This window comes from Streptomyces sp. CoH27 (assembly GCF_020181035.1).
In the GTDB taxonomy this organism is placed as follows: Bacteria; Actinomycetota; Actinomycetes; order Streptomycetales; family Streptomycetaceae; genus Streptomyces; species Streptomyces camelliae.
The window spans coordinates 54815-74940 of record NZ_JAIQYY010000014.1 but is presented as its reverse complement, the minus strand read 5'-3'; the positions used below and the strand labels follow the sequence as shown (position 1 = coordinate 74940).

General features: G+C 72.7%; 21 protein-coding genes. 9 read left to right on the top strand and 12 right to left on the bottom strand.

Going from position 1 to position 20126, the window contains the following annotated elements; translation table 11 throughout:
* Positions 1-64: 64 nt before the first annotated feature.
* The 5 genes from LE548_RS24410 to LE548_RS24390 form a co-directional block, all read right to left on the bottom strand.
* Positions 65-490, bottom strand: a complete 426-nt coding sequence (locus LE548_RS24410) for a hypothetical protein (RefSeq protein WP_225099087.1) — start codon at positions 488-490, stop codon at positions 65-67.
* 87 nt (positions 491-577) lie between these two features.
* Entirely contained in the window at positions 578-1510 is a 933-nt protein-coding gene (locus LE548_RS24405; protein ID WP_225099086.1) for an ABC transporter substrate-binding protein, read from the bottom strand.
* Between the two features lie 17 nt (positions 1511-1527).
* On the bottom strand, positions 1528-2226 hold the full coding sequence (locus LE548_RS24400) for an ABC transporter permease (protein ID WP_225099085.1): 699 nt from the start codon (positions 2224-2226) through the stop codon (positions 1528-1530).
* Positions 2226-2867, bottom strand: a complete 642-nt coding sequence (locus LE548_RS24395; protein WP_225099084.1) for an ABC transporter permease — start codon at positions 2865-2867, stop codon at positions 2226-2228. Before LE548_RS24395 ends, LE548_RS24400 begins: the two co-directional genes overlap by 1 nt.
* Positions 2864-3898 carry an ABC transporter ATP-binding protein gene (locus LE548_RS24390; RefSeq protein ID WP_225099083.1) on the bottom strand — a complete coding sequence of 345 codons (1035 nt, stop codon included), beginning with the start codon at positions 3896-3898 and terminating at the stop codon, positions 2864-2866. Before LE548_RS24390 ends, LE548_RS24395 begins: the two co-directional genes overlap by 4 nt.
* Before the next feature lie 141 nt (positions 3899-4039).
* Between LE548_RS24390 and LE548_RS24385 the strand changes: the two genes are divergently transcribed.
* The 3 genes from LE548_RS24385 to LE548_RS24375 all read left to right on the top strand — a co-directional run bounded on the left by LE548_RS24385 (position 4040) and on the right by LE548_RS24375 (position 7158).
* The gene (locus tag LE548_RS24385) at positions 4040-5569 is read left to right on the top strand and encodes an aromatic amino acid ammonia-lyase (protein WP_225099082.1); all 1530 of its coding nucleotides are present in this window, start codon (positions 4040-4042) and stop codon (positions 5567-5569) included.
* A complete protein-coding gene (locus LE548_RS24380) occupies positions 5566-6459 on the top strand; it encodes a MurR/RpiR family transcriptional regulator (protein ID WP_225099081.1) in 894 nt (297 codons plus the stop codon). Before LE548_RS24385 ends, LE548_RS24380 begins: the two co-directional genes overlap by 4 nt.
* A gap of 114 nt (positions 6460-6573) precedes the next feature.
* Positions 6574-7158: a hypothetical protein gene (locus LE548_RS24375; RefSeq protein WP_225099080.1), complete on the top strand. Its 585-nt coding sequence runs from the start codon at positions 6574-6576 to the stop codon at positions 7156-7158.
* A gap of 205 nt (positions 7159-7363) precedes the next feature.
* On the opposite strand, the gene LE548_RS24370 is transcribed toward LE548_RS24375, so the two are convergent.
* The 5 genes from LE548_RS24370 to LE548_RS24350 all read right to left on the bottom strand — a co-directional run bounded on the left by LE548_RS24370 (position 7364) and on the right by LE548_RS24350 (position 11021).
* Complete coding sequence (locus tag LE548_RS24370; protein ID WP_225099079.1) at positions 7364-7738, bottom strand: hypothetical protein; 375 nt, start codon at positions 7736-7738, stop codon at positions 7364-7366.
* 20 nt (positions 7739-7758) lie between these two features.
* On the bottom strand, positions 7759-8262 hold the full coding sequence (locus LE548_RS24365) for a roadblock/LC7 domain-containing protein (protein WP_225099236.1): 504 nt from the start codon (positions 8260-8262) through the stop codon (positions 7759-7761).
* Positions 8263-8293: 31 nt separating this feature from the next.
* Positions 8294-9085, bottom strand: coding sequence for a transcriptional regulator (locus tag LE548_RS24360; protein WP_225099078.1), 792 nt, complete (start codon positions 9083-9085; stop codon positions 8294-8296).
* Positions 9082-9468: a hypothetical protein gene (locus LE548_RS24355; RefSeq protein WP_225099077.1), complete on the bottom strand. Its 387-nt coding sequence runs from the start codon at positions 9466-9468 to the stop codon at positions 9082-9084. Before LE548_RS24355 ends, LE548_RS24360 begins: the two co-directional genes overlap by 4 nt.
* Positions 9469-9647: 179 nt before the next feature.
* Complete coding sequence (locus LE548_RS24350; RefSeq protein ID WP_225099076.1) at positions 9648-11021, bottom strand: diaminopimelate decarboxylase; 1374 nt, start codon at positions 11019-11021, stop codon at positions 9648-9650.
* A 140-nt stretch (positions 11022-11161) separates the two neighbouring features.
* Between LE548_RS24350 and hutU the strand changes: the two genes are divergently transcribed.
* The 4 genes from hutU (at position 11162) to hutI (ending at position 16663) form a co-directional block, all read left to right on the top strand.
* Entirely contained in the window at positions 11162-12826 is a 1665-nt protein-coding gene (gene hutU / locus LE548_RS24345) for a urocanate hydratase (protein ID WP_225099075.1), read from the top strand.
* A 92-nt stretch (positions 12827-12918) separates the two neighbouring features.
* Complete coding sequence (locus tag LE548_RS24340; protein WP_225099235.1) at positions 12919-14133, top strand: allantoate amidohydrolase; 1215 nt, start codon at positions 12919-12921, stop codon at positions 14131-14133.
* The gene (locus LE548_RS24335; protein WP_225099074.1) at positions 14130-15467 is read left to right on the top strand and encodes a formimidoylglutamate deiminase; all 1338 of its coding nucleotides are present in this window, start codon (positions 14130-14132) and stop codon (positions 15465-15467) included. Before LE548_RS24340 ends, LE548_RS24335 begins: the two co-directional genes overlap by 4 nt.
* Before the next feature lie 20 nt (positions 15468-15487).
* A complete protein-coding gene (gene hutI, locus LE548_RS24330) occupies positions 15488-16663 on the top strand; it encodes an imidazolonepropionase (protein ID WP_225099073.1) in 1176 nt (391 codons plus the stop codon).
* An 18-nt stretch (positions 16664-16681) separates the two neighbouring features.
* On the opposite strand, the gene LE548_RS24325 is transcribed toward hutI, so the two are convergent.
* Together LE548_RS24325 and LE548_RS24320 are read right to left on the bottom strand one after the other, a co-directional pair.
* On the bottom strand, positions 16682-17089 hold the full coding sequence (locus LE548_RS24325; protein ID WP_225099072.1) for a hypothetical protein: 408 nt from the start codon (positions 17087-17089) through the stop codon (positions 16682-16684).
* A 497-nt stretch (positions 17090-17586) separates the two neighbouring features.
* Positions 17587-18495 carry an RNA polymerase sigma factor SigF gene (locus tag LE548_RS24320; protein WP_225099071.1) on the bottom strand — a complete coding sequence of 303 codons (909 nt, stop codon included), beginning with the start codon at positions 18493-18495 and terminating at the stop codon, positions 17587-17589.
* Between the two features lie 251 nt (positions 18496-18746).
* Here LE548_RS24320 and LE548_RS24315 point away from each other — a divergent pair, with 251 nt between their 5' ends.
* Together LE548_RS24315 and LE548_RS24310 are read left to right on the top strand one after the other, a co-directional pair.
* Positions 18747-19124 carry an STAS domain-containing protein gene (locus tag LE548_RS24315; protein ID WP_225099234.1) on the top strand — a complete coding sequence of 126 codons (378 nt, stop codon included), beginning with the start codon at positions 18747-18749 and terminating at the stop codon, positions 19122-19124.
* A 274-nt stretch (positions 19125-19398) separates the two neighbouring features.
* Positions 19399-20103 carry an ATP-binding protein gene (locus LE548_RS24310; RefSeq protein ID WP_225099070.1) on the top strand — a complete coding sequence of 235 codons (705 nt, stop codon included), beginning with the start codon at positions 19399-19401 and terminating at the stop codon, positions 20101-20103.
* Positions 20104-20126: the final 23 nt, after the last annotated feature.

Genomic DNA, 20126 nt, shown 5'->3' with positions numbered 1-20126 from the left:
CAGGCCGCGGGGCAGTGCGGGCCGTGGGGCAGTGCGGGCCGTGGGGCAGTGCGGGCCGTGCGGGTCAGCCGTCGTCGCGGGAGCGGGCGCGGCGGCCGGAGAGCAGTTCAGGGTTGTACCGGACCGCCTGGGCGAAGTTGACGCCGACGATCCCGAGCCAGGCGGCCACCGTCCCGGCCGTCCCCGCGACGCCGCCGGCGACGGCGGTCAGCGGGATCGCCAGGACCAGCGAGACGATCGCGAGCCCGAAGCGCTCCGGCCAGGTGTCGGCGCCCTTCGGGCGCCGGGCGCCGCGCGCGCTCGCCATCTGCTGCTCGGCCAGGTGCCGCCGTACCCGGCGGTCCACCGCGTCGTCGATGCGCTGCTCGACCTTCTCCAGGAAGGAGTCCAGCAGCGCGGCGTCGTAGTCCTCGCCCAGGTCACGGCGAGCCTGCAGCGTGGCGTCGAGGTCCTTGCGCAGGTCCACGTCCCGCGGGTCCAGAGTGTCCATGCCGTTCAGGTTAGGGAGCGGCCGCCGGCGCCGCACTGGGGTTAGCCCCCCTGTCCGGGACCCCTGGTTCCGGATGCCGCCGGCCGTCTACTTCACCAGCCCGTGCTGCCTGGCGTAGGCGTAGGCCACGTCCTCGGGGTCCTTCTTGTCCTTGTCCACCTGCCGGTTCAGCTCGGTGAGCTGGGCCGTGGTCAGCAGGTTGCCCAGCCTGGCGAGGGCCTTGCGGACGGTGTCGTCGGCCTTGCGGTCGGCGATGAGCGGGACGATGTGCTGGCTGGGGATCAGGTGCTCGGGGTCGGTGAGCACCACCCAGTCGTTGGCCTTGATGTCGGTGTCGGTGGTGAACAGGTTCGCCACGTCCACGTCGCCCTTCTTGAGCGCGCCCTTGACCAGCGGCCCGTCGGAGTCCAGCGACTTGAACTCCTTGAACGCGACGCCGTACACGTCCTTCAGGCCGACCGCACCGACCTGGCGCTTCTTCACCTCGGGCGCGGCGCCGATGACGAGCTTGCCGTTCTGCTTCTTCAGGTCGGCGAGGGAGACCAGCCCGTACTTCTTCGCGGTCTCGCGGGTGACGACGAAGGCGTCCGAGTCCTCCGCCATGCCGTACGGCAGCACCTGGAGGCCGGACGGGAGGGCCTGGGTGAGGGCGTTCTGCATCTCGCCGGACTCGCTGGCCGTGGCCTTCGGGGCGAGGTAGTTGAGCAGGGCGCCCTGGTACTCGGGCAGCAGGTCGATGTCGCCGCCCCTGAGGGCCGGGATGACGATCTCGCGGGTGCCGAGGTTGGGGCGGACGGTCGTCTTCACACCGGCGCCCTTCAGAGCGGCGGCGTAGAGGTAGCCGAGGACCTGGTTCTCGGTGAAGTTGGCCGTGCCGATGGTGACCCCGCCCTTGCTGGAGCCACCGCCGCCGGTGCCGGCGCCCGAGCCGTTGAGGGAGGTGATGCCGCTCGCGCAGGCGGAGAGGGCGGGGACGGAGGCGACCGCGAGCAGGCCGCCGAGGGCAGTACGACGATTCATCGGAAGTTCCCGGGGGTTCAGGCGGTGCGGATGGGGGCGCCCCCGCGCGAGCGTCGTCGAGCGTGGGGGAGGAAGAGGAAGCGCTGGAGGCCGGCGAGGGCCAGGTCCAGGACGACGGCGACGAGGGCGACCAGCACCGCGCCGCCGAGCACCTGGACGAGGTCGCGCTGGGCGAGGCCGTCGAAGACGTACCGGCCGAGGCCGCCGAAGGAGACGTACGCGGCGATGGTCGCCGTGGCGACGACCTGGATCAGGGCCAGCCGCAGGCCCGTCATGATCAGCGGAAGCGCGAGCGGCAGCTCGACCTGGAACAGGACCTGGTGGCCGCGCATGCCCTGGCCGCGCGCCGCGTCCTTCACGTCCGGGTCTACGGCCGTCATGCCGGCGTAGGTGTTCGTGACGATCGCGGGGACCGCGAGGGCGACCAGGGCGACGTACACCGGCAGCATCGACAGGCCGCCGGCCAGGAAGACCAGCACGACCAGGCCGACGGTCGGCAGGGCCCGCCCGAAGGAGGCGAGGTTGATCGCGAGGAAGGCGCCCCTGCCGGTGTGGCCGATCAGCAGGCCGAGCGGGAGACCGATGGCGGCGGCGATGAGCGTGGCCAGCAGGGAGTACTGGAGGTGTTCGGCGAGGCGGTGCGCGATGCCGTCGGGTCCGGTCCACTGGGAGCCGCTGACCAGCCACGTGCCGAGGTTCTTGAGGAGTTCGTACATCAGGCTCGCCTCCTGGCCCAGGGGGTGAGGGCGTACTGGACGGCGACCAGCGCCGCGTCCGCGACGACGGCGAGGAGCAGGGTGAGGACCACTCCGGCGATCACCGGCGTCGGGAAGTCGCGCTGGAAGCCGTCGGTGAAGAGCTGGCCGAGGCCGCCGTCGCCGATGTAGGTGGCGACGGAGACGAGGGAGATCGACATGACGGTGGCGATGCGGACGCCGGCCATGATCACGGGGAGCGCGAGCGGGAACTCGACGGTGAGGAGCGTGCGCAGGGGGCGTGTGCCCATCGCTTTCGCCGCCTCCTTCACCTTCACGGGCACCGAGTCCAGGCCCTCGACGGTGTTCCGCAGCAGGACGACCAGGGTGTAGACGGTCAGACCGGTCACGGTGGTGGTGCGGGTCAGGCCGCTGACCGGCAGGAGGAGTACGAAGATCGCGATCGACGGGATCGTGAAGAGGACGTTGGACGCGCCGAGGAGGAAGCCGCGCAGCGGGGGGATCCGGTGGGCGACCACGGCCAGCGGGAGTGAGATCAGCAGGCCGAGGGCGACGGCGGTGAGGGCGGCCTGGAGGTGGGAGAGCGTCAGGGTGGTGAGGTCGTCGGTGTGGGCGGACACCCAGGACCAGTCGATCGTCATGCGGCCACCCGTACTTCGGCGTGGGCGCGGCCCGCGTGCTCGTGGATGTCGTCGCGGGAGGAGACGCCGGTGAGCACGCCGTCGGTGTCGACGCGGGCGATCAGGCCGGTGGGGGAGGCGACCGACTCGTTGAGGGCGGAGAGGAGGGAGCCGGTGTCCCGTAGCGGGCGGACGGGGATCTCGGCGTCCTTCGAGGCCCAGTGGAGGGGCTTGTTCTGCGCGTCGAGGACGAGGGTCCAGGTGCCACCCTCGGGAGCGGGGCCCTGCGGGACGTCGGCGAGGGTCTTCAGGGACAGCAGCTTCAGTCCGCGCTCGGCGCCGAGGAAGTCGGCCACGAACTCGTCGGCGGGGCGGGCCAGGAGCTCGGCGGGCGGGGCGCACTGGATCAGGTGGCCGCCCGTGCGGAACACGGCGATCTGGTCGCCGAGGCGCACCGCCTCGTCGATGTCGTGCGTGACGAACACGATGGTCTTGCTCAACTCGGCCTGAAGGCGCAGTAGTTCGTCCTGGAGCTGGGTGCGCACGACCGGGTCGATCGCGCCGAACGGCTCGTCCATGAGCAGCACGGGCGGGTCGGCGGCGAGCGCGCGGGCGACGCCGACGCGTTGCTGCTGGCCGCCGGAGAGCTGGTGCGGGTAGCGCTTGCCGGTCTCGGGAGCCAGCCCGACGGTCTCCAGCAGTTCGGCGGCGCGGGCCCTGGCCTCCCTGCGGGGCCGGCCGAGCAGGAGCGGGACGGTGGCGATGTTGTCGAGCACCGTGCGGTGCGGGAAGAGGCCGGCCTGCTGGATGACGTAGCCGATGGAGCGGCGCAGTTCGGCCGCGTCCTGCCGGGTGACATCCTTGCCGCCGACGCGGATGGTGCCGGAGGTCGGCTCGACCATCCGGTTGATCATTCGCAGGGTGGTGGTCTTGCCGCAACCGGAGGATCCGACGAGGACGGTGACACCGCCCTCCGGTATCTCCAGGTTGAGGTCGTTCACTGCCGTGGTGCCGTTGGGGAAGCGCTTGTGGACCGCGTCGAACTGGATCATGAGATGTCCCTTGCCCGGCTGTATAACGTCATGCAGAGTTCTTGGTGTGTGAATAGCTTGGCAACGGTTTGGCGTTAATTCGCTGTAACGGATGATCGAGAGGCAAGATCCGGTGTCCGGATCGAGGGGAGTTTGGGCGTGATGTCGTCTCGTATCGTGGACAATCCGCCGTCCGTTCCGGCCGTGGAGCCGTCCGAGCGATCCGCGACGGTGGTCCTGGACGGGTCCGGCCTCGGCGTCGAGGACGTCGTACGTCTCGCCGACGGCGCCGCGCGTCCCGTCCCCGGGGCCGATGCCCTGCTGCGCGTGGAGCACTCCTGGAACACCGCCCGGCAGATCGCCGCCACCGGGCGGGTCTACGGCCGCTCCACCGGCGTCGGCGCCAACCGGAACGAGGACGTGCCCACCGAGGCTGCCGCCGATCACGGCCTGCGCCTGCTGCGCAGCCACGCCGGCGCCGTCGGCGAGGAACTCCCCGCCCGTCAGGTACGTGCCGCCCTCGCCGTCCGCGCCAACCAACTGCTCGCCGGTGGCGCCGGCTTGCGGCCGAGCGTGGTCACCGCGCTGTGCGACGCACTGGAGTCCGGCGCGTATCCGGTGGTCAACGAGTTCGGCTCGGTCGGCACCGGCGACATAGCGGGCCTCGCCCAGGTCGGCCTCGCGCTGGCCGGGGAACACCCCTGGCGAGGCCCGGCCGCCCCCGAGCCGCAGCCCCTCGACAACAACGACGCCCTGGCGCTGATCAGCAGCAACGCCGTCACCCTCGGCCAGTCCGCGCTCGCCCTGCACGAACTGCGCGGGCTGATCGGCGCCACCCAGGTCGTCGCGGCCCTGTCCCTGCTCGCCGTCGACGGCTCCCACGAGGCGTACGCCGCCCCCGTGCACGCCGCCCGCCCGCACCGGGGCAGCGCCGAGGTGGCCCGGCGGATGCGCGAGCTGATCGGCGCCGCCGACCGGCCCACCCCGCCGCTCGGCCGGATCCAGGACCCGTACGGCCTGCGGTGCGTGCCCCAGATACACGGCCCCGCGCACGACGCGGCCGACGCCCTGGAGCAGGTCCTCACCGTGGAGATCAACGCGGCCGCCGAGAACCCGCTCATCGCTCCCGAGGACCTCGCCGCCTACCACCACGGCGGCTTCTACGCCCTCCAACTCGCCCTCGCCCTGGACCACTTCAGACTCGCGCTCACCCAGGTGGCCCGGCTGTCGACCTCCCGGCTGTCCACGCTCAACGAGCCCGCCTACACCCGCCTGCGCCCCTTCCTCGCCGACCACGAGCCGGCCGCCTCCGGCGTGATGATCCTGGAGTACGCGGCCGCCGCCGCCCTCGGCGATCTGCGGGCCTTCTCCGCGCCCGCCTCGCTCGGCCACGCTGTACTCTCCCGGGGCGTCGAGGAACAGGCGAGCTTCGCCTCGCTCGCCGCGCGGCAGACCCTGCGCGCGTGCGGTGCGTATCGTCTGGTGGTCGGCTGCGAACTCGTCGCCGCCGTCCGCGCGCTGCGTCAGCGCGATCTGCGGCCCGACCCGGGGCTGCCGGCCGGCCGGGCGTTCGCGCTCGCCGAGTCGGTCCTCGACCCCGACCCGGCCGACCGGCCGCTCACGCAGGACGTGACGCGGGCGGCCGCACTGCTCGACCGGTTCACGGACATCTGGAGGGGGAGCGCGTCATGAGTGTGGACAGGGTTACCGGTGTGGACTCCGCGGAAGGCGCCGCGTCCGGCGGTGTGACCGACAGCCCCGCGGGCCGGCTGCAGGCGCTCTTCGAGGGGCACCGGCTCACCCCGACCCAGCGCCGGATCGCGCACAGCATGGTCCGGCGGGCCGCCGACGTGCCCTTCCTGTCCAGCGTGGAGCTGGCCGAGCTGGCGGGCGTCAGCCAGCCGTCCGTCACCCGCTTCGCGGTCGCCCTCGGCTTCGACGGCTATCCGGCGCTGCGCAGGTATCTGCGCGAGGTCGTCCCCGTCGAACCGGCCGCCGAGGCAGGCGCGTTCAACGAGTACCAGCAGGCCGTCGAGGCCGAGATCGAGAACCTGAGGCACCTCGCCGAACTCCTCGCCGACCCGCGTCCGGTGCAGCGGGCCGGCCGGATCCTCGCCGCCTCCCGCCCGCTGCCGGTGCTCGGCCTGCGGGCCGCCGCCTCCCAGGCGTACGGCTTCTCGTACTTCGCCGCCAAGGTCCACCCGGACGTCCGGCTGCTCAACGAGGGCGGCACGATGATCCAGGACCGCATCGATGCCGCCGTCCGCGCGGGCGCCTCCGCCCTGCTGTGCTTCGCGCTGCCCCGGCACCCCCGCGAGGTCGTGGACACCCTCGCCTACGCCCAGGACGTCGGGCTGACGACGGTCACGGTCGCCGACTCGGCGTTCGCACCGGTCGCCAAGCACTCCGACCTGCTGCTGCCCGCCGCCGTCGGCACCGGCCTCGCCTTCGACACCGCGTGCGCCCCGATGCTGCTCGGCCGGGTGCTGCTGGAGGCGCTCTGTGACGACCTGCCCGACGCCCAGGCCCGCCTGGAGGAGTTCGACACGAAGGCGGTGGCGCGCGGGCTGTTCGTGGAGTGATCTCCTTCCGGGCGCCCTCCTTCCGGGCGCGCTCTCAGACTCGTCTCACGTTCTGCCCCTAGCTTCTGCGGGAGACAACAGGCGCTGGATGGACACGTGACACGGGAGGCTGACGTGGCGCGCGGAGGGCAGGGACTGGCCCGGGTGGCCGTCGTCGTACGGGCCGGGGCCGCACCGCTGTGGTGGTTCGGGGTGGCCGCGGCCGGGGTCGGGGTGCTGCCGCCCGGGGTGACCGGCCGCCGGATCGGGGTGCTGGCCGGGGCCGCGCTGTTCCTCGTCGCCGCGGCCGGCGTACCACTGGCACGGCGGAAGCGGTACGACGCCCTCGCCCGCGGGGCGGCCCGCGCGGGCAAGTTCGACGTGCTGCAGGACCGGGCGGTGACCGTGCGCGCCTGGCGCCGGGGCCACCGGTGGTGGCTGCTGGCGGCCTTCGCCGCGGCCCTCGGCTCCGCCTTCGCCGTCCCCGCCGCCGGCGGCATGCTGCTCGCCGGGCTCGGCACCGGGCTGCGGCTGAAGGCGGCCCGCATCGGGCGGCGCGAGCGGGCGGAGCAGACTCTGCTGTGGGTGCGCGTCGACTGGCTCGGCCGACGCGGCGGCAGCCCGGTGGGCAAGGCCGTGAAGGGGTGGCGCGGTACGGGTGTCGCGGCCGGCGACGCGGCCCCGGGCGGGGCCCGCCGCCGTACCGCTGCGCTGGTCTAGTGCCGCGGCAGGCAACGTCTGCCCGTCAAGGAGCGGCGTCCGGTGCGTGCTCTGGGGGTCCCCCCGGCCGAAGGCTGGGGGAGTGCCGGCCGGAAGCCCTCGTACTGGACGTACTTGGGCTTTCGGCCGGTGCGGCGAGTGGGGGTACCCCCTCTGGGGGAGCGTGCAGGGCGTCGCGACGGGGCGAACGTTGCCTGTTGCGGCACTAGATCTCCAGCTCCTGCTCGATCTTCTTCAGCTGGTGCCGTGCCATCGCCAGGTTGGCCCGGGAGGTGTCCAGGACCAGGTAGAGGAACAGGCCGTTGCCGCCGCGGCTCTTGAGCAGGCGGACCAGGTGGTACTGGTCCGTCAACGTGATCAGGATGTCCTCGATCTCGCTCTTGAGCCCCAACATCTCCATCGTGCGCATCTTGGCGCGGATCACGTCGGTGTTGCCGGCGGCGGCCACGTTCAGGTCGAAGGTCTTGCTGCCGCCCATCGTGCCCAGCGCCATCCCGCTGGTGTAGTCGACGAGCGCGACGCCGGTGGCGCCCTCGATGGAGGTGAGCGCTTCTTTCAGTGCGGTTTCGGTGTTCGCCACGGTGAGTCCTCTCGAATCGTTCAACTGTCGGTCGCGGTGCGCATGTCGGCGCCCGCGGTGCGGGTCGTACGGGTACGGGCCGGTGGCGCGGGGCTGACGGCGCCCAGCGTCCTTCGGGGCGGGGCGGCGGCCCGGGCGGCGGCCTCGGCGGCGTCGAGCAGCTCCCCGATCCGGGCGCCGGCCCGGCGGCCCTCCAGGTGCAGCCGCCCGACGTTGACCCGGCCCTCGGCGAGCAGAGTCAGTACGGCGGTGCGGCCCGCGGCGTAGGTGGCGACGTAGCCGCCCTCGCCGCGCACCAGCAGCTCGCGGAAGCCGCCGTGCCCGGTGGCGTCGCTGACCCGTACGGCCACGCCGAGCGCGGCGGCGGTCAGCGCGGCCAGGCCCTCCGGGTCCACCCCCGGGGTGTCGTGGGCGACGACGAGCCCGTCGACGCCGGCCGCCAGGGCGCCGGTGAGCTGCGGCACCCGGGTCCGCAGCCGGCGCAGCTCCTCCAGGACGGCCTGGAGGTCCTCTTCGGACACGATCAGCTCTCTCCTCTCGGCGGGGCGGTGCCGTTCAAAGCGCCTCCAGCGCATCCCTGAGCCTCTTCAGCAGCGCGATGTCGGGGTCGGTGACCGGGGGTGGGTACGGCAGGGAGGCCGGGACCGCGGGCGGCACCGGTGCGAGGTGGCCGGCCGCCGCGAGCCGGCGCACGTCGACCAGCGTGTGGAAGGCCTGCCGGCCCAGGTTCCGGGCGATCCCGGTGGCCGTGCGGACGCCGTCCACGCGGTCCAGGACCACCCGCTGCCGGGCCGTGACCGGCGCGGGCGCCGCCGGGTCGGCCCGGATCAGCGGGGCGCTGTCGATGGCCGGGTCGGGCCACAGCCGGTGCAGCAGCAGCCGGCGGCGCAGCGTCTCGCGTTCCAGCGCGACGACCGGGACCGAGGGCAGCGGGCCGAGCCGGGGGGTGTTGTCGTAGCGGAAGCGGCCCGGGGTGCTGCTCGGCGCCAGCGCGAAGTACCCGGCGTCGTACAGCGCGTCCAGATGGCACAGCTCCAGCGCACCTGTGGTCAACAGTCCCGACTCCAGCAGGAGTTCGGCGGCCTGCGGCGGGCCCGCGGTGCGCGCGGCGGCCCGCTGCCAGGCGGCGGCCGCGAGGGTGCCGTGGGCTGTGAGGAGCACGTCGAGGCCCGGGGAGCAGGGGCTCTCGGCGTGCACCACCCGGCCCTCGGCGAGGTACAGGGTGCCGTGCTCGCGCACCAGGACGCCGGTGGCCCGCTCCTCGGCCAGCCGGGTCAGCATCGGCGACAGGGCCCGGCCGGCCGTCTTGTCCCGTACCGGCAGCGGAGGTATGTGCGTCACGGTCATCCCAGCACCAGCCGGGCGGCCATCTCGCCGAGCCGGATCCGGGCGAGCGCGAGGTTGCCGTCCTCGCGGCCGAGCCACAGATGCAGGAACACACTGCTGTCGAAAGACGTGTCCACGAACCGCAGCAGGTGGTAGCTGTCGCGGTTGCTGACGATCACGTCCTCGACGGGTGGCCGCCCGTCATCCGCGCGGGCCGCGAACGCGCCGTGCTCGGCGGCCATCCGGGCCAGTTCGGCGGCCTCGGCGGCGGTCGTCTCGTGATCGCCGCCAGGCGCCTCCCCGACCGTGCCGAGCGCCAGTCCGCTCGTCCAGTCCACGAGCGCGGCGCCCCGCGCACCAGGCAACCGCATCGCTTCCAGCAGGCACTCGTCGATTCCGGGCACCGTGGCTCCCCTCCCGCCTGGGAATCCGGCTGAGTGACGCCGACACTACGCACCGTGCGCGCCGCGGGGGGAGCCTTTGGCATTTTCCAGTGGAACATGCGTCCGGCGTACTAGTGTGGGTCAACTGAACTCTGTGTCAGGGGAGTTGATCGAGTTGTGCGCGGGGGAGGGGGCGTGCGTCAACGGCTCCCGGGCGCCCGCAGGGTGGTGAGCGCGTCCACGTGCGCGCCGCCGGACTCCGCCACCACCTCGGCCATGGTCTGCGGCTCCCGTACGACCGCGAAGGCGACACCTCCCGCACCGTCCGGCGCGAAGCCGTAGATTCCGGGCCGGGCCAGGGAGTTGTAGGCGTAGTGGTGGGCGAAGTAGTACGCGCCCGTGTCCAGCGCCGCCGCGTAGTCGCCCTGCTCCAGCGCGGGCAGCGCGCGCCCCTCGGCGAGCAGGTCGCCCGAGAAACAGGCCGGCCCGGCCACGTCCTGCACCACGTCCGGCCCCTGCTTGGGGCGCCCCTTGGCGTCGTACCCGGCGATCCTGAGCGGCCACGCCTCGGGCACGTACACCGTCCGCGTCGCCACCTGCACGCCCGCGTGCGTCACCGCGATCCGCCGCCCGCCCGCGCTCTTGGCGTACTCCACCCGCGCCACCACCGTCCCGTGCCGGGCCATGAGCGAGCGCCCGAACTCGGTCACCAGCCCGTACCGCCCGTCGAACAGCCCCGGCACCTGCTCGGCCAGCACGCGCGCGTACTGCGCGTACGTCGGCGCCGCCACCTCGGAGGCGAAGTCCACCGAGAGCCCGCCGCCGATGTCGAGCGTGTCGATCTGCCGCCGCCCGGCCCGCGCGTTGACCTCCTCCGCGAGCGCGTACGTCTCCGCGACGCCCCGCGCCAGCAGCGGCAGCGGGATGCCCTGTGAGCCGGTGTGGGCGTGCAGCCGGGTCAGCCACGGCCGCTCCAGGAACGCCTGGACGACCCACTCGCGCGCCCCCTCGTCCCGCAGCGCCACCCCGAACTTCGAGGTCGCCGTCGCCGTGGACGTGGCCCCGATGGCCCCGCCGCCGATCTGCGGGTTGACCCTGAGGCCCAGCGGGGAGCGGGTGGACGTCTGCCGGACGAGGGCGTCCAGCCGGTCCAGCTCCTGCGGGTTGTCGGCGTTCACGGCGATGCCCAGCGCCAGCGCCTCGCGCAGCTCGGCCGGGGTCTTCGCGGGCGCGTCCAGCACCGTCCGCCCCGCCGGCATCCCGGCGGCCCGCGCCAGCGCCAGCTCGCCCGGGCTCGCGACCTCCGCGCCGAGACCCGCCTCGCCCAGCAGCCGCAGCACCGGCACCAGCGGGGTCGCCTTCACCGCGAAGGCGTGCAGCACCGGGGTGCCGGGCGCCACCGCCGCGTCGAACGCCGTCCGCAGGGCCGCCGCCGACCGCCGGATTCCGGTCACGTCCAGCAGCCCGACCACGGCCGCGTCCGGCCCGAGCAGCCCCTGCTCCACGGCGGCGCGCACCGCCTCGTCCCGCCGGGCGGCGCGGTCCTGGGCCTCGGTCTGGATGTCCCGCTCCACAGCGTCTCCCCTCGTCTCCGCCTCAGGTACCTGTCCAGCCAAACACCGGCGGCGCGCGAACGGGGGGCCTCCGATGTATTGACTAGTTCTATTCAGACCTACAGGATGTGAATAGACGTAGTAACAGGAGGAGGCAGACGATGTCGGGACCCCGCCCCGTACGAGCACCGCGCGGCACGGAACTGAGCGCCCTGGGATGGCAGCAGGAAGCCGCCCTGCGGATGCTGCAGAACAACCTCGACCCCGAGGTGGCCGAGCACCCGGACAAGCTCGTGGTCTACGGCGGCACCGGCAAGGCCGCCCGTGACTGGCGCTCCTTCGACGCCATGGTCCGCACGCTGAAGACCCTCAAGCAGGACGAGACCATGCTGGTCCAGTCCGGCCGCCCGGTCGGCGTCATGCAGACCCACGAGTGGGCCCCGCGCGTCCTCATCGCCAACTCCAACCTGGTCGGCGACTGGGCCAACTGGGAGGAGTTCCGCCGTCTGGAGGCCCTCGGCCTGACCATGTACGGCCAGATGACCGCCGGTTCCTGGATCTACATCGGCACCCAGGGCATCCTCCAGGGCACCTACGAGACCTTCGCCGCCGTCGCCGCGAAGAAGTTCAACGGCACCCTCGCCGGGACGATCACCCTCACCGCCGGCCTCGGCGGCATGGGCGGTGCCCAGCCCCTCGCCGTGACGATGAACGACGGCGTCGCCCTCTGCATCGACTGCGACCCGCGCGCCATCGAGCGTCGCATCGAGCACCGCTACCTGGACGTGAAGGCCGACTCGCTGGACCACGCGCTCCAGCTGGCGGTCGAGGCCCGTGACGCCCGCCGTCCGCTGTCGATCGGCGTCCTCGGCAACGCGGCCGACCTGGTCCCGCAGCTGCTCGCGATGAACGCCCCCATCGACATCGTCACCGACCAGACCTCCGCCCACGACCCGCTGTCCTACCTGCCGGTGGGCATGGCCTTCGAGGACATGGCCGACGCCGCCGCCAAGGACCCGGCCGGCTTCACCACACGTGCGCGTGAGTCCATGGCGAAGCACGTCGAGGCCATGGTCGGCTTCATGGACGCCGGCGCCGAGGTCTTCGACTACGGCAACTCCATCCGCGGCGAGGCCCAACTGGCCGGCTACGGCAGGGCATTCGCCTTCCCCGGCTTCGTCCCCGCGTACATCCGCCCGCTCTTCTGCGAGGGCAAGGGCCCCTTCCGCTGGGCCGCGCTGTCCGGCGACCCCGCCGACATCGCCAAGACCGACAAGGCGATCCTGGAGCTGTTCCCCGAGAACGAGTCCCTGGCCCGCTGGATCAAGATGGCCGGCGAGCGCGTCCACTTCCAGGGCCTGCCCGCGCGCATCTGCTGGCTCGGCTACGGCGAGCGCGACAAGGCCGGCGAGCGCTTCAACGACATGGTCGCCTCCGGTGAGCTGGCCGCTCCGCTGGCGATCGGCCGTGACCACCTGGACTGCGGTTCCGTCGCCTCCCCGTACCGCGAGACCGAGGCCATGCTCGACGGCTCCGACGCGATCGCCGACTGGCCGCTGCTGAACGCCATGGTGAACGTGGCCTCCGGTGCGTCGTGGGTGTCCATCCACCACGGTGGCGGTGTGGGCATGGGCCGCTCCATTCACGCCGGGCAGGTGACGGTGGCCGACGGCACCAAGCTGGGCGGCGAGAAGATCCGCCGCGTACTGACCAACGACCCGGGCATGGGCGTCATCCGGCACGTGGATGCCGGGTACGACATCGCGGAGTCCGTCGCTCAGGAGCGCGGGGTCCGGGTGCCGATGCGTGAGGGTGACCAGGCGTGACCCAGCGCTCCGCCGAGCTGAGCGGCAACGGTCCGGTGGGGGCTGAGCCCTCGTCGCCGTCTGCCGCTTCGGCCGCCCCTTCCTTCCAGGAGATGTGGCGCGAGCTGCTCCCCATCGGGCGGCACCCCGACTCCAAGGGATACCGGCGCTACGCCTGGACCGGGGCCGACACCGAGTGCCGGGCCTGGTTCGAGGAGCAGGCCGAGGCGCGTGGGCTGGCCTACGAGGTCGACCGGAACGGGAATCAGTGGGCCTGGGCCGGGGACCCGGCCGCCGGGGACGCGGTCGTGACCGGGTCGCATCTGGACTCGGTGCCGGACGGCGGCGCCTTCGACGGGCCCCTCGGGGTCGTGTCCTCCTTCGCCGCCCTGGACGAACTGCGCGGGAGGGGAGCGCGGTTCACCAAGCCCCTGGCCATCGTCAACTTCGGGGACGAGGAAGGGGCCCGCTTCGGGCTCGCCTGCGTCGGCTCCCGGCTCACCGCCGGGCAGCTGACCGTCGAGCAGGCGCACCGGCTGACCGACGGGGACGGGGTCACGCTGCCGCGGGCCATGGAGGCCGCCGGATACGACCCCGACGCCCTCGGGGCCGACCCCGAGCGGCTGGCCCGGATCGGCGCCTTCGTCGAGCTGCACGTCGAACAGGGCCGCGCGCTGGACCTGTCCGGCGACCGGGTCGGCATCGCCAGCGCCATCTGGCCGCACGGGCGCTGGCGGTTCGACTTCCGGGGCGAGGCGAACCACGCCGGCACCACCCGGCTGGTGGACCGGCGCGACCCGATGCTGTCGTACGCCGAGACCGTGCTCGCCGCCCGCCGCGAGGCCCGGCTCGCCGGGGCCGTCGCCACCTTCGGCAAGATCGCGGTGGAGCCCAACGGGGTCAACGCGATCCCCTCCCTCGTGCGCGGCTGGCTCGACTCCCGCGCCGCCGACCAGGACACCCTGGACACCGTCGTCGGCGGCATCGAGAAGGCCGCGCGGGAGTACGCCGACGCCCACGGCATCGATCTCGACGTCGTACGGGAGTCCTTCACGCCCGTCGTCGAGTTCGACCACGCCCTGCGCGACGAACTCGGCCGCATCCTGGGAAAGGACACCGGCACGGACACCGGCCTGACCGTGCCCGTCCTCGGGACCGGCGCCGGACACGACGCCGGGATCCTCGCCGGGAGCATCCCGACCGCCATGCTGTTCGTGCGCAACCCCACCGGTGTCTCGCACTCCCCGGCCGAGTTCGCCGCCGAGGACGACTGCCTGGCCGGGGTGCGCGCACTCGCCGACGTACTGGAAGGGCTGGCCTGCAGGTGACCAAGGCGACCTACTGGTTGGAACACGCCTGGCTCGGCACCACCGTCGAGCCGGGCGTGGCCCTGGACGTGGCGGACGGCCGCGTCGCCGCCGTGCGCACGGGGGTCGACGCGCCGCCCCCTGGCACCGAGGTGTTGCGCGGGCTGACGATTCCGGGCTTGGCCAATAGTCATAGCCATGCCTTCCACCGGGCGCTGCGCGGCACCGTCCAGGTGGGCAGCGGCACCTTCTGGACCTGGCGCGAGGTGATGTACTCCGTCGCCGGCCGTCTGACCCCGGAGACCTACCACGCCCTGGCCCGCGCGGTGTACGCCGAGATGGCCCTCGCCGGTATCACCGCCGTAGGCGAGTTCCACTACGTGCACCACGCGCCCGGCGGCACCCCCTACGCCGACCCCAACGCGATGGGCGAGGCGCTGATCGAGGCCGCCGCCGACGCCGGTATCCGCATCACCCTCCTCGACACCTGCTACCTGTCTTCCGGCTTCGGTGAGGCTCCGAACGCCCACCAGCTGCGCTTCTCCGACGGCAGTGCGGAGGCCTGGGCCGCACGCTGTGCAGTTCTCAAGGAGCGGGATCACGCGCGGATCGGGGCGGCGATTCACTCCGTACGGGCCGTGCCCGCCGGCCAGTTGGCGACCGTGGCCCGGTGGGCCGAGGAGCGGCGGGCCCCGCTGCATGTCCACCTGTCGGAGCAGACCGCCGAGAACGACGCCTGCCAGGCCGCCCACGGCTGCACGCCCACCCGGCTGCTCGCCGACCACGGCGTCCTCGGGCCGCGCACCACCGGGGTGCACAACACCCACCTCACGGACGAGGACATCGCCCTGCTCGGCGGCTCGGGCACCGGCACCTGCATGTGCCCGACGACCGAGCGGGACCTGGCAGACGGCATCGGCCCGGCCGTCGCTCTCCAGCGGGCCGGCTCCCCGCTCTCCCTCGGCTCCGACAGCCACGCCGTCATCGACCTGCTCGAAGAGGCGCGCGCGATGGAGCTGAACGAGCGGCTGCGCACCCGCACCCGGGGCCACTGGACGGCGAACGCCCTGCTCAGGGCCGCCACCGCCGACGGCCACGCGGCCCTCGGCTGGGACGAGGCCGGCACCCTGGAAGCAGGCGCGCTCGCCGACTTCACGACGATCGCCCTCGACTCGGTCAGGACAGCGGGCCCGCTGCCCCGGCTGGGCGCCGAGACGGCCGTATTCGCGGCGAGCGCGGCGGACGTACGGCACACGGTCGTGGGCGGCCGGCACGTCGTACGCGACGGGGCGCACACCCTCGTACCGGACGTACCGCACGCTCTCGCGCGGGCGGTCGAAGCCCTCCGCGCCTGACGACCACCCATGAGGACACCATGAGCAGCAGCACCGTCATCACCAACATCGCCACGCTGGTCACCAACGACCCCTCCCTCGGTGAGAGCTCCCCTCTCGGTCTGATCCAGGACGCGGCCGTCGTCATCGACGGCGACCGCATCGCGTGGACCGGTGAATCCAGCAAAGCACCCGCCACTGACAACCGGGTCGACGCGGGCGGCCGGGCGGTGCTGCCGGGCTTCGTGGACTCGCACTCGCACCTGGTCTTCGCCGGTGACCGTACGCAGGAGTTCAACGGCCGGATGTCCGGCCGCTCCTACACGGCGGGGGGCATCCGCACCACGGTCGCGGCCACCCGGGCCGCGACCGACGCGGAGCTGGAGCGGAACCTCACCCACTACCTGGCGGAGGCCCTGCGCCAGGGCACCACCACCTTCGAGACGAAGTCGGGCTACGGCCTCACGGTCGAGGACGAGTCCCGCGCCCTGCGCATCGCCGCACGGCACACCGACGAAGTGACGTACCTCGGTGCGCACATCGTCTCTCCCGACTACGCCGACGACCCGGCTGCCTATGTCGCCCTGGTGACCGGCGAGATGCTGGACGCCTGCGCGCCGCACGCCCGCTGGATCGACGTGTTCTGCGAGAAGGGCGCCTTCGACGGCGACCAGGCCCGCGCGATCCTCACCGCCGGCCGGGCGAAGGGCCTGCACCCCCGCATCCACGCCAACCAGCTCTCCTACGGCCCCGGCGTCCAGCTCGCCGTCGAACTCGACGCGGCCAGCGCCGACCATTGCACCCACCTCACGGACGCGGACGTCGACGCCCTGGCGAACAGCGACACGGTCGCCACCCTCCTGCCGGGCGCGGAATTCTCCACCCGAGCGGAGTGGCCGGACGCCCGCCGGCTGCTGGACGCGGGCGTGACGGTGGCCCTCTCCACGGACTGCAACCCGGGCTCCTCCTTCACCTCCTCCGTCCCCTTCTGCATCGCCCTGGCCGTCCGCGACATGCACATGACCCCCGACGAGGCGGTCTGGTCGGCCACGGCCGGCGGCGCCGCAGCCCTCCGCCGCACCGACATCGGCCACCTGACCCCGGGCGCCTACGCCGACCTGACCCTCCTGGACGCCCCGAGCCACGTCCACCTGGCCTACCGGCCGGGGGTGCCGCTGGTGAGCGGGGTGTGGCGGAGGGGGGTGCGGGTGGTGTGACGGGCGGTCAGCGTCCGTTCAGCGCACCCTGACGGTCTCGGCCGGCCCGACCATCTGCAGACGGAGCTTGTTCGAGCCGAAGTCCGCCTCGTAGAGCGCGCCGCGGAACTGCAGCGTGCCACGGCGCTTTGCCTGCACCCAGGTGTCGACCGAGCCACCGAGGCCGATGCCTCCGTGCGCGCACTTCACCGTACGCCAGGCCCCTTTGCCCTGCCGCTGCTGCACACAGAACCTCTGAAGGACATCGCTGTCGTTCGCGGCGTCCCCCTTCACGTGGACGCGCCCGCCGACCTTCACGGTGTGCGGGCTCACCTTGAAGTCATAGCTGACCTTCGCGGAGGCCGTCACCGCACTCAGCCCGAGTGCCGCGATACCGGCTGCTGCAACGACGGCTGCTCGTGCAGTACGCCGGTTGAGAAAACCCATCGTTCGTCTCCCCCTTCTCGGAACCGATCGCAACCTGTCAGAAGGGGAAGGCGGGAGCGCCGTTGCCCCGCAATTGGTCATTTTTTTCGTAGACCGAGTCGCAGCCCCAGATGCCCACGCCCCGGTCGGTCGCACCCCGGCTGTCCAGGCAGCGGCCCGCGGCGAGGTTCACCACCTGGGCGAAGGACGGTCCACGGAGTGCGCATGACGTCGGTTTAGCACGACCGTGTGATGGTTCGCTCGCGGGCTCGCGGCCCCCCTGGGCTGATCGGGTTAACGTGAGGAGGCGCGGGGTGGGACCCTCGGGCCGGCCCGACGGTCTGTCCCGGCACCGCGGGTCCCGGCCCGTCCGCTCCGGCCCCGTCCGCCTCGTCCCCCTGAGCCATCGCCCGCCCTCCTCTGGCGTACCGGCCAGTTTGGTGGGCTCATGGTGGTGGAGGGGGACGAGCGCGAAAAGAGGTTTCCGCGGGTGACTGCACAACGGGTGGAACCCGAGGTCACTCCTCCAGTGTCAGCCCCCTGCGCAGGCGCACCAGGGTCCGGGACAGCAGTCGGGACACGTGCATCTGGGAGATGCCGAGTTCCTCGCCGATCTCGGACTGGGTCATGTTGGCCACGAACCGCAGGGAGAGGATCTTCCGGTCCCGGGGCGGGAGTTCGGCGATCAGCGGTTTGAGGGACTCGACGTACTCGATGCCCTCCAGGCCGTGGTCCTCGTACCCGATCCGGTCCGCCAGCGCGCCCTCGGTCTCGTCCTCCTCGGGCTGGGCGTCCAGCGAGGAGGCGGTGTAGGCGTTCGAGGCGGCCATGCCCTCGACGACCTCGTCCTCGCTCAGGCCGAGCCGCTCGGCCAGTTCCGCGACCGTGGGGGAGCGGTCCAGCTTCTGGGCCAGTTCGTCCCCGGCCTTGGCCAGGTCCAGGCGCAGTTCCTGAAGCCTGCGCGGGACGCGCACGGACCAGGACGTGTCGCGGAAGAAACGCTTGATCTCGCCGATGATCGTCGGCATCGCGAAGGTGGGGAACTCCACCCCGCGCGAGAGCTCGAAGCGGTCGATCGCCTTGATCAGGCCGATCGTGCCGACCTGGATGATGTCCTCCATCGGCTCGCTGCGGGAGCGGAAGCGTGCGGCGGAGAACTTGACGAGCGCGAGGTTCAGCTCGACGAGGGTGTTGCGGACGTACGCGTACTCGTGCGTCCCTTCCTCCAGCGTCGTGAGGCGCTCGAAGAGGGTCTTGGACAGGGCCCGCGCGTCGACCGGGCCGATCTCGTCGTACGGGGGGATCTCCGGGAGTCCCTCGATGGGGTCGAGGGGTTCGATGGGATGATCCAGCTGTTCCGGTGGGGGTGTCGACGTCGCGTTCTGGGTAGGCGATGCGTCGAGCCGGGGTGACATGGTGTCCTCCATCGTTCTCGGCATATGGCTGCCGAAGCCGAGCGTGCACTGCGGTGTGCGGCGCCTCCAAAGCCGACGTGGGCCTGTCCCGGCCCGGTGGGGTCATGTGTGTCCTACTAGCCCTACCGGCTTCCCTCGACCGATCGCAAGTGCGTTCCGTTCAGGTATGTCCGATTATGTGAGGTTGTTCGGGTGTCGGAGTGCGTGAGGAAGGCGTAATGTTCGAGGGCATCAGCGGCCACGACCTCGGGAGAGAGAACGGCATGGACCACGGGATGGTCGGCAGCGCACAGTCGGGCCGGCTTCTGGTGGAGGTCCGGGAAGAGGGCTCCAGCGCCGTCGTGCAACCGGCGGGTGAGCTCGATCACCACACCGCCGATCTGCTGCGCGAGCCCCTCGACGACCTCCTGGCCAAGGGCTTCTCGCGTCTTGTCGTGGACTGCACACGCCTGGAGTTCTGCGACTCCACGGGTCTGAACGTCCTGCTCGGCGCCCGGCTGAAGGCCGAGGCCGCCGGTGGCGGGGTTCATCTGGCGGGGATGCAGCCGGTGGTGGCCCGCGTGTTCGAGATCACGGGGGCCGAGGCGGTCTTCACCGTGCACGACTCCGTGGCGGCGGCCCTGGCGCCCGGCGCCGGCTGAGCCTGCCGACCTCGCCCTTCCTGTTCCTCCCGGTTTCTCCTGGTCCCTCGGCTTCCTCGCATGCCGTCCTGGCGCGGCAACCGCTTCCGGCGCGCCGGGCCCGGGGCCGAAATCGGGGGTGTCCCGCCGAATCGGCCGGGCAGGAGAGGGCAGGGGAGGCGGCGGGAGGCGAGAACGGGAGAAGCAAGCAGAAGCGGGCAGGTGGAGACCGGTCGATGCCGACCGGAGCCGGCCCTTGAGACGTGAACTGGCGGATCGGTGAGGTGAAGCGCTGATGAGCACCACCCGGCCTTGCTCGCCGGGCGACCGCGGCCCGGAGTCCAGCGGCGCTTCCGGGGCGTCCGAGGAGGGCACGCCGGCCGGCGCGCCCACGGAGGCGGCCACGCCGGCCGAGCCCGCGGGCACGACCGCGCCGGCCGGGTCCGCGGGGACGACCGCGCCCGCCGAGTCCGCGGAGGCAGCGGCGACGTCTGCGGCTGCGGAGGGAGCCTCCCGGCGCGCGCCGGCGGAGGGCGTCGCGCCGTCCGGATCCGCCGACGGAGCGGACGGTGCCCAGGACACCGCCGACGGGCGGCGGATCCGCAGGATACGGCTGGAGGGCGAGAGCGGGGTCGTTCCGCTCGCCCGTGACTTCACGCGCCAGGCGCTGTACGCGTGGGGCTGGATGCCCGCCGCCACCGCCGACCAGCGGGCCGCCGCCGAGGACGTGCTGCTCGTCGTGTCCGAACTGGTCACCAACGCCTGCCTGCACGCCGAGGGCCCCGACGAACTCGTCCTCGCCTGCGACGACAAGGTGATCCGGCTGGAGGTCTCCGACCGCGGCACCGGCCAGCCGGCCCCGCGCACCCCGCACCGCGCCGGCCGCCCCGGCGGTCACGGCATGTTCATCGTGCAGCGGCTGTGCCTGGACTGGGGTGTCGTCCGGGTGGCGGGGCGGCCGGGGAAGACGGTGTGGGCCGAGCTCGGCGCTCCGCTGTGAGGGCCGGTCAGCGCCGTCGGGGT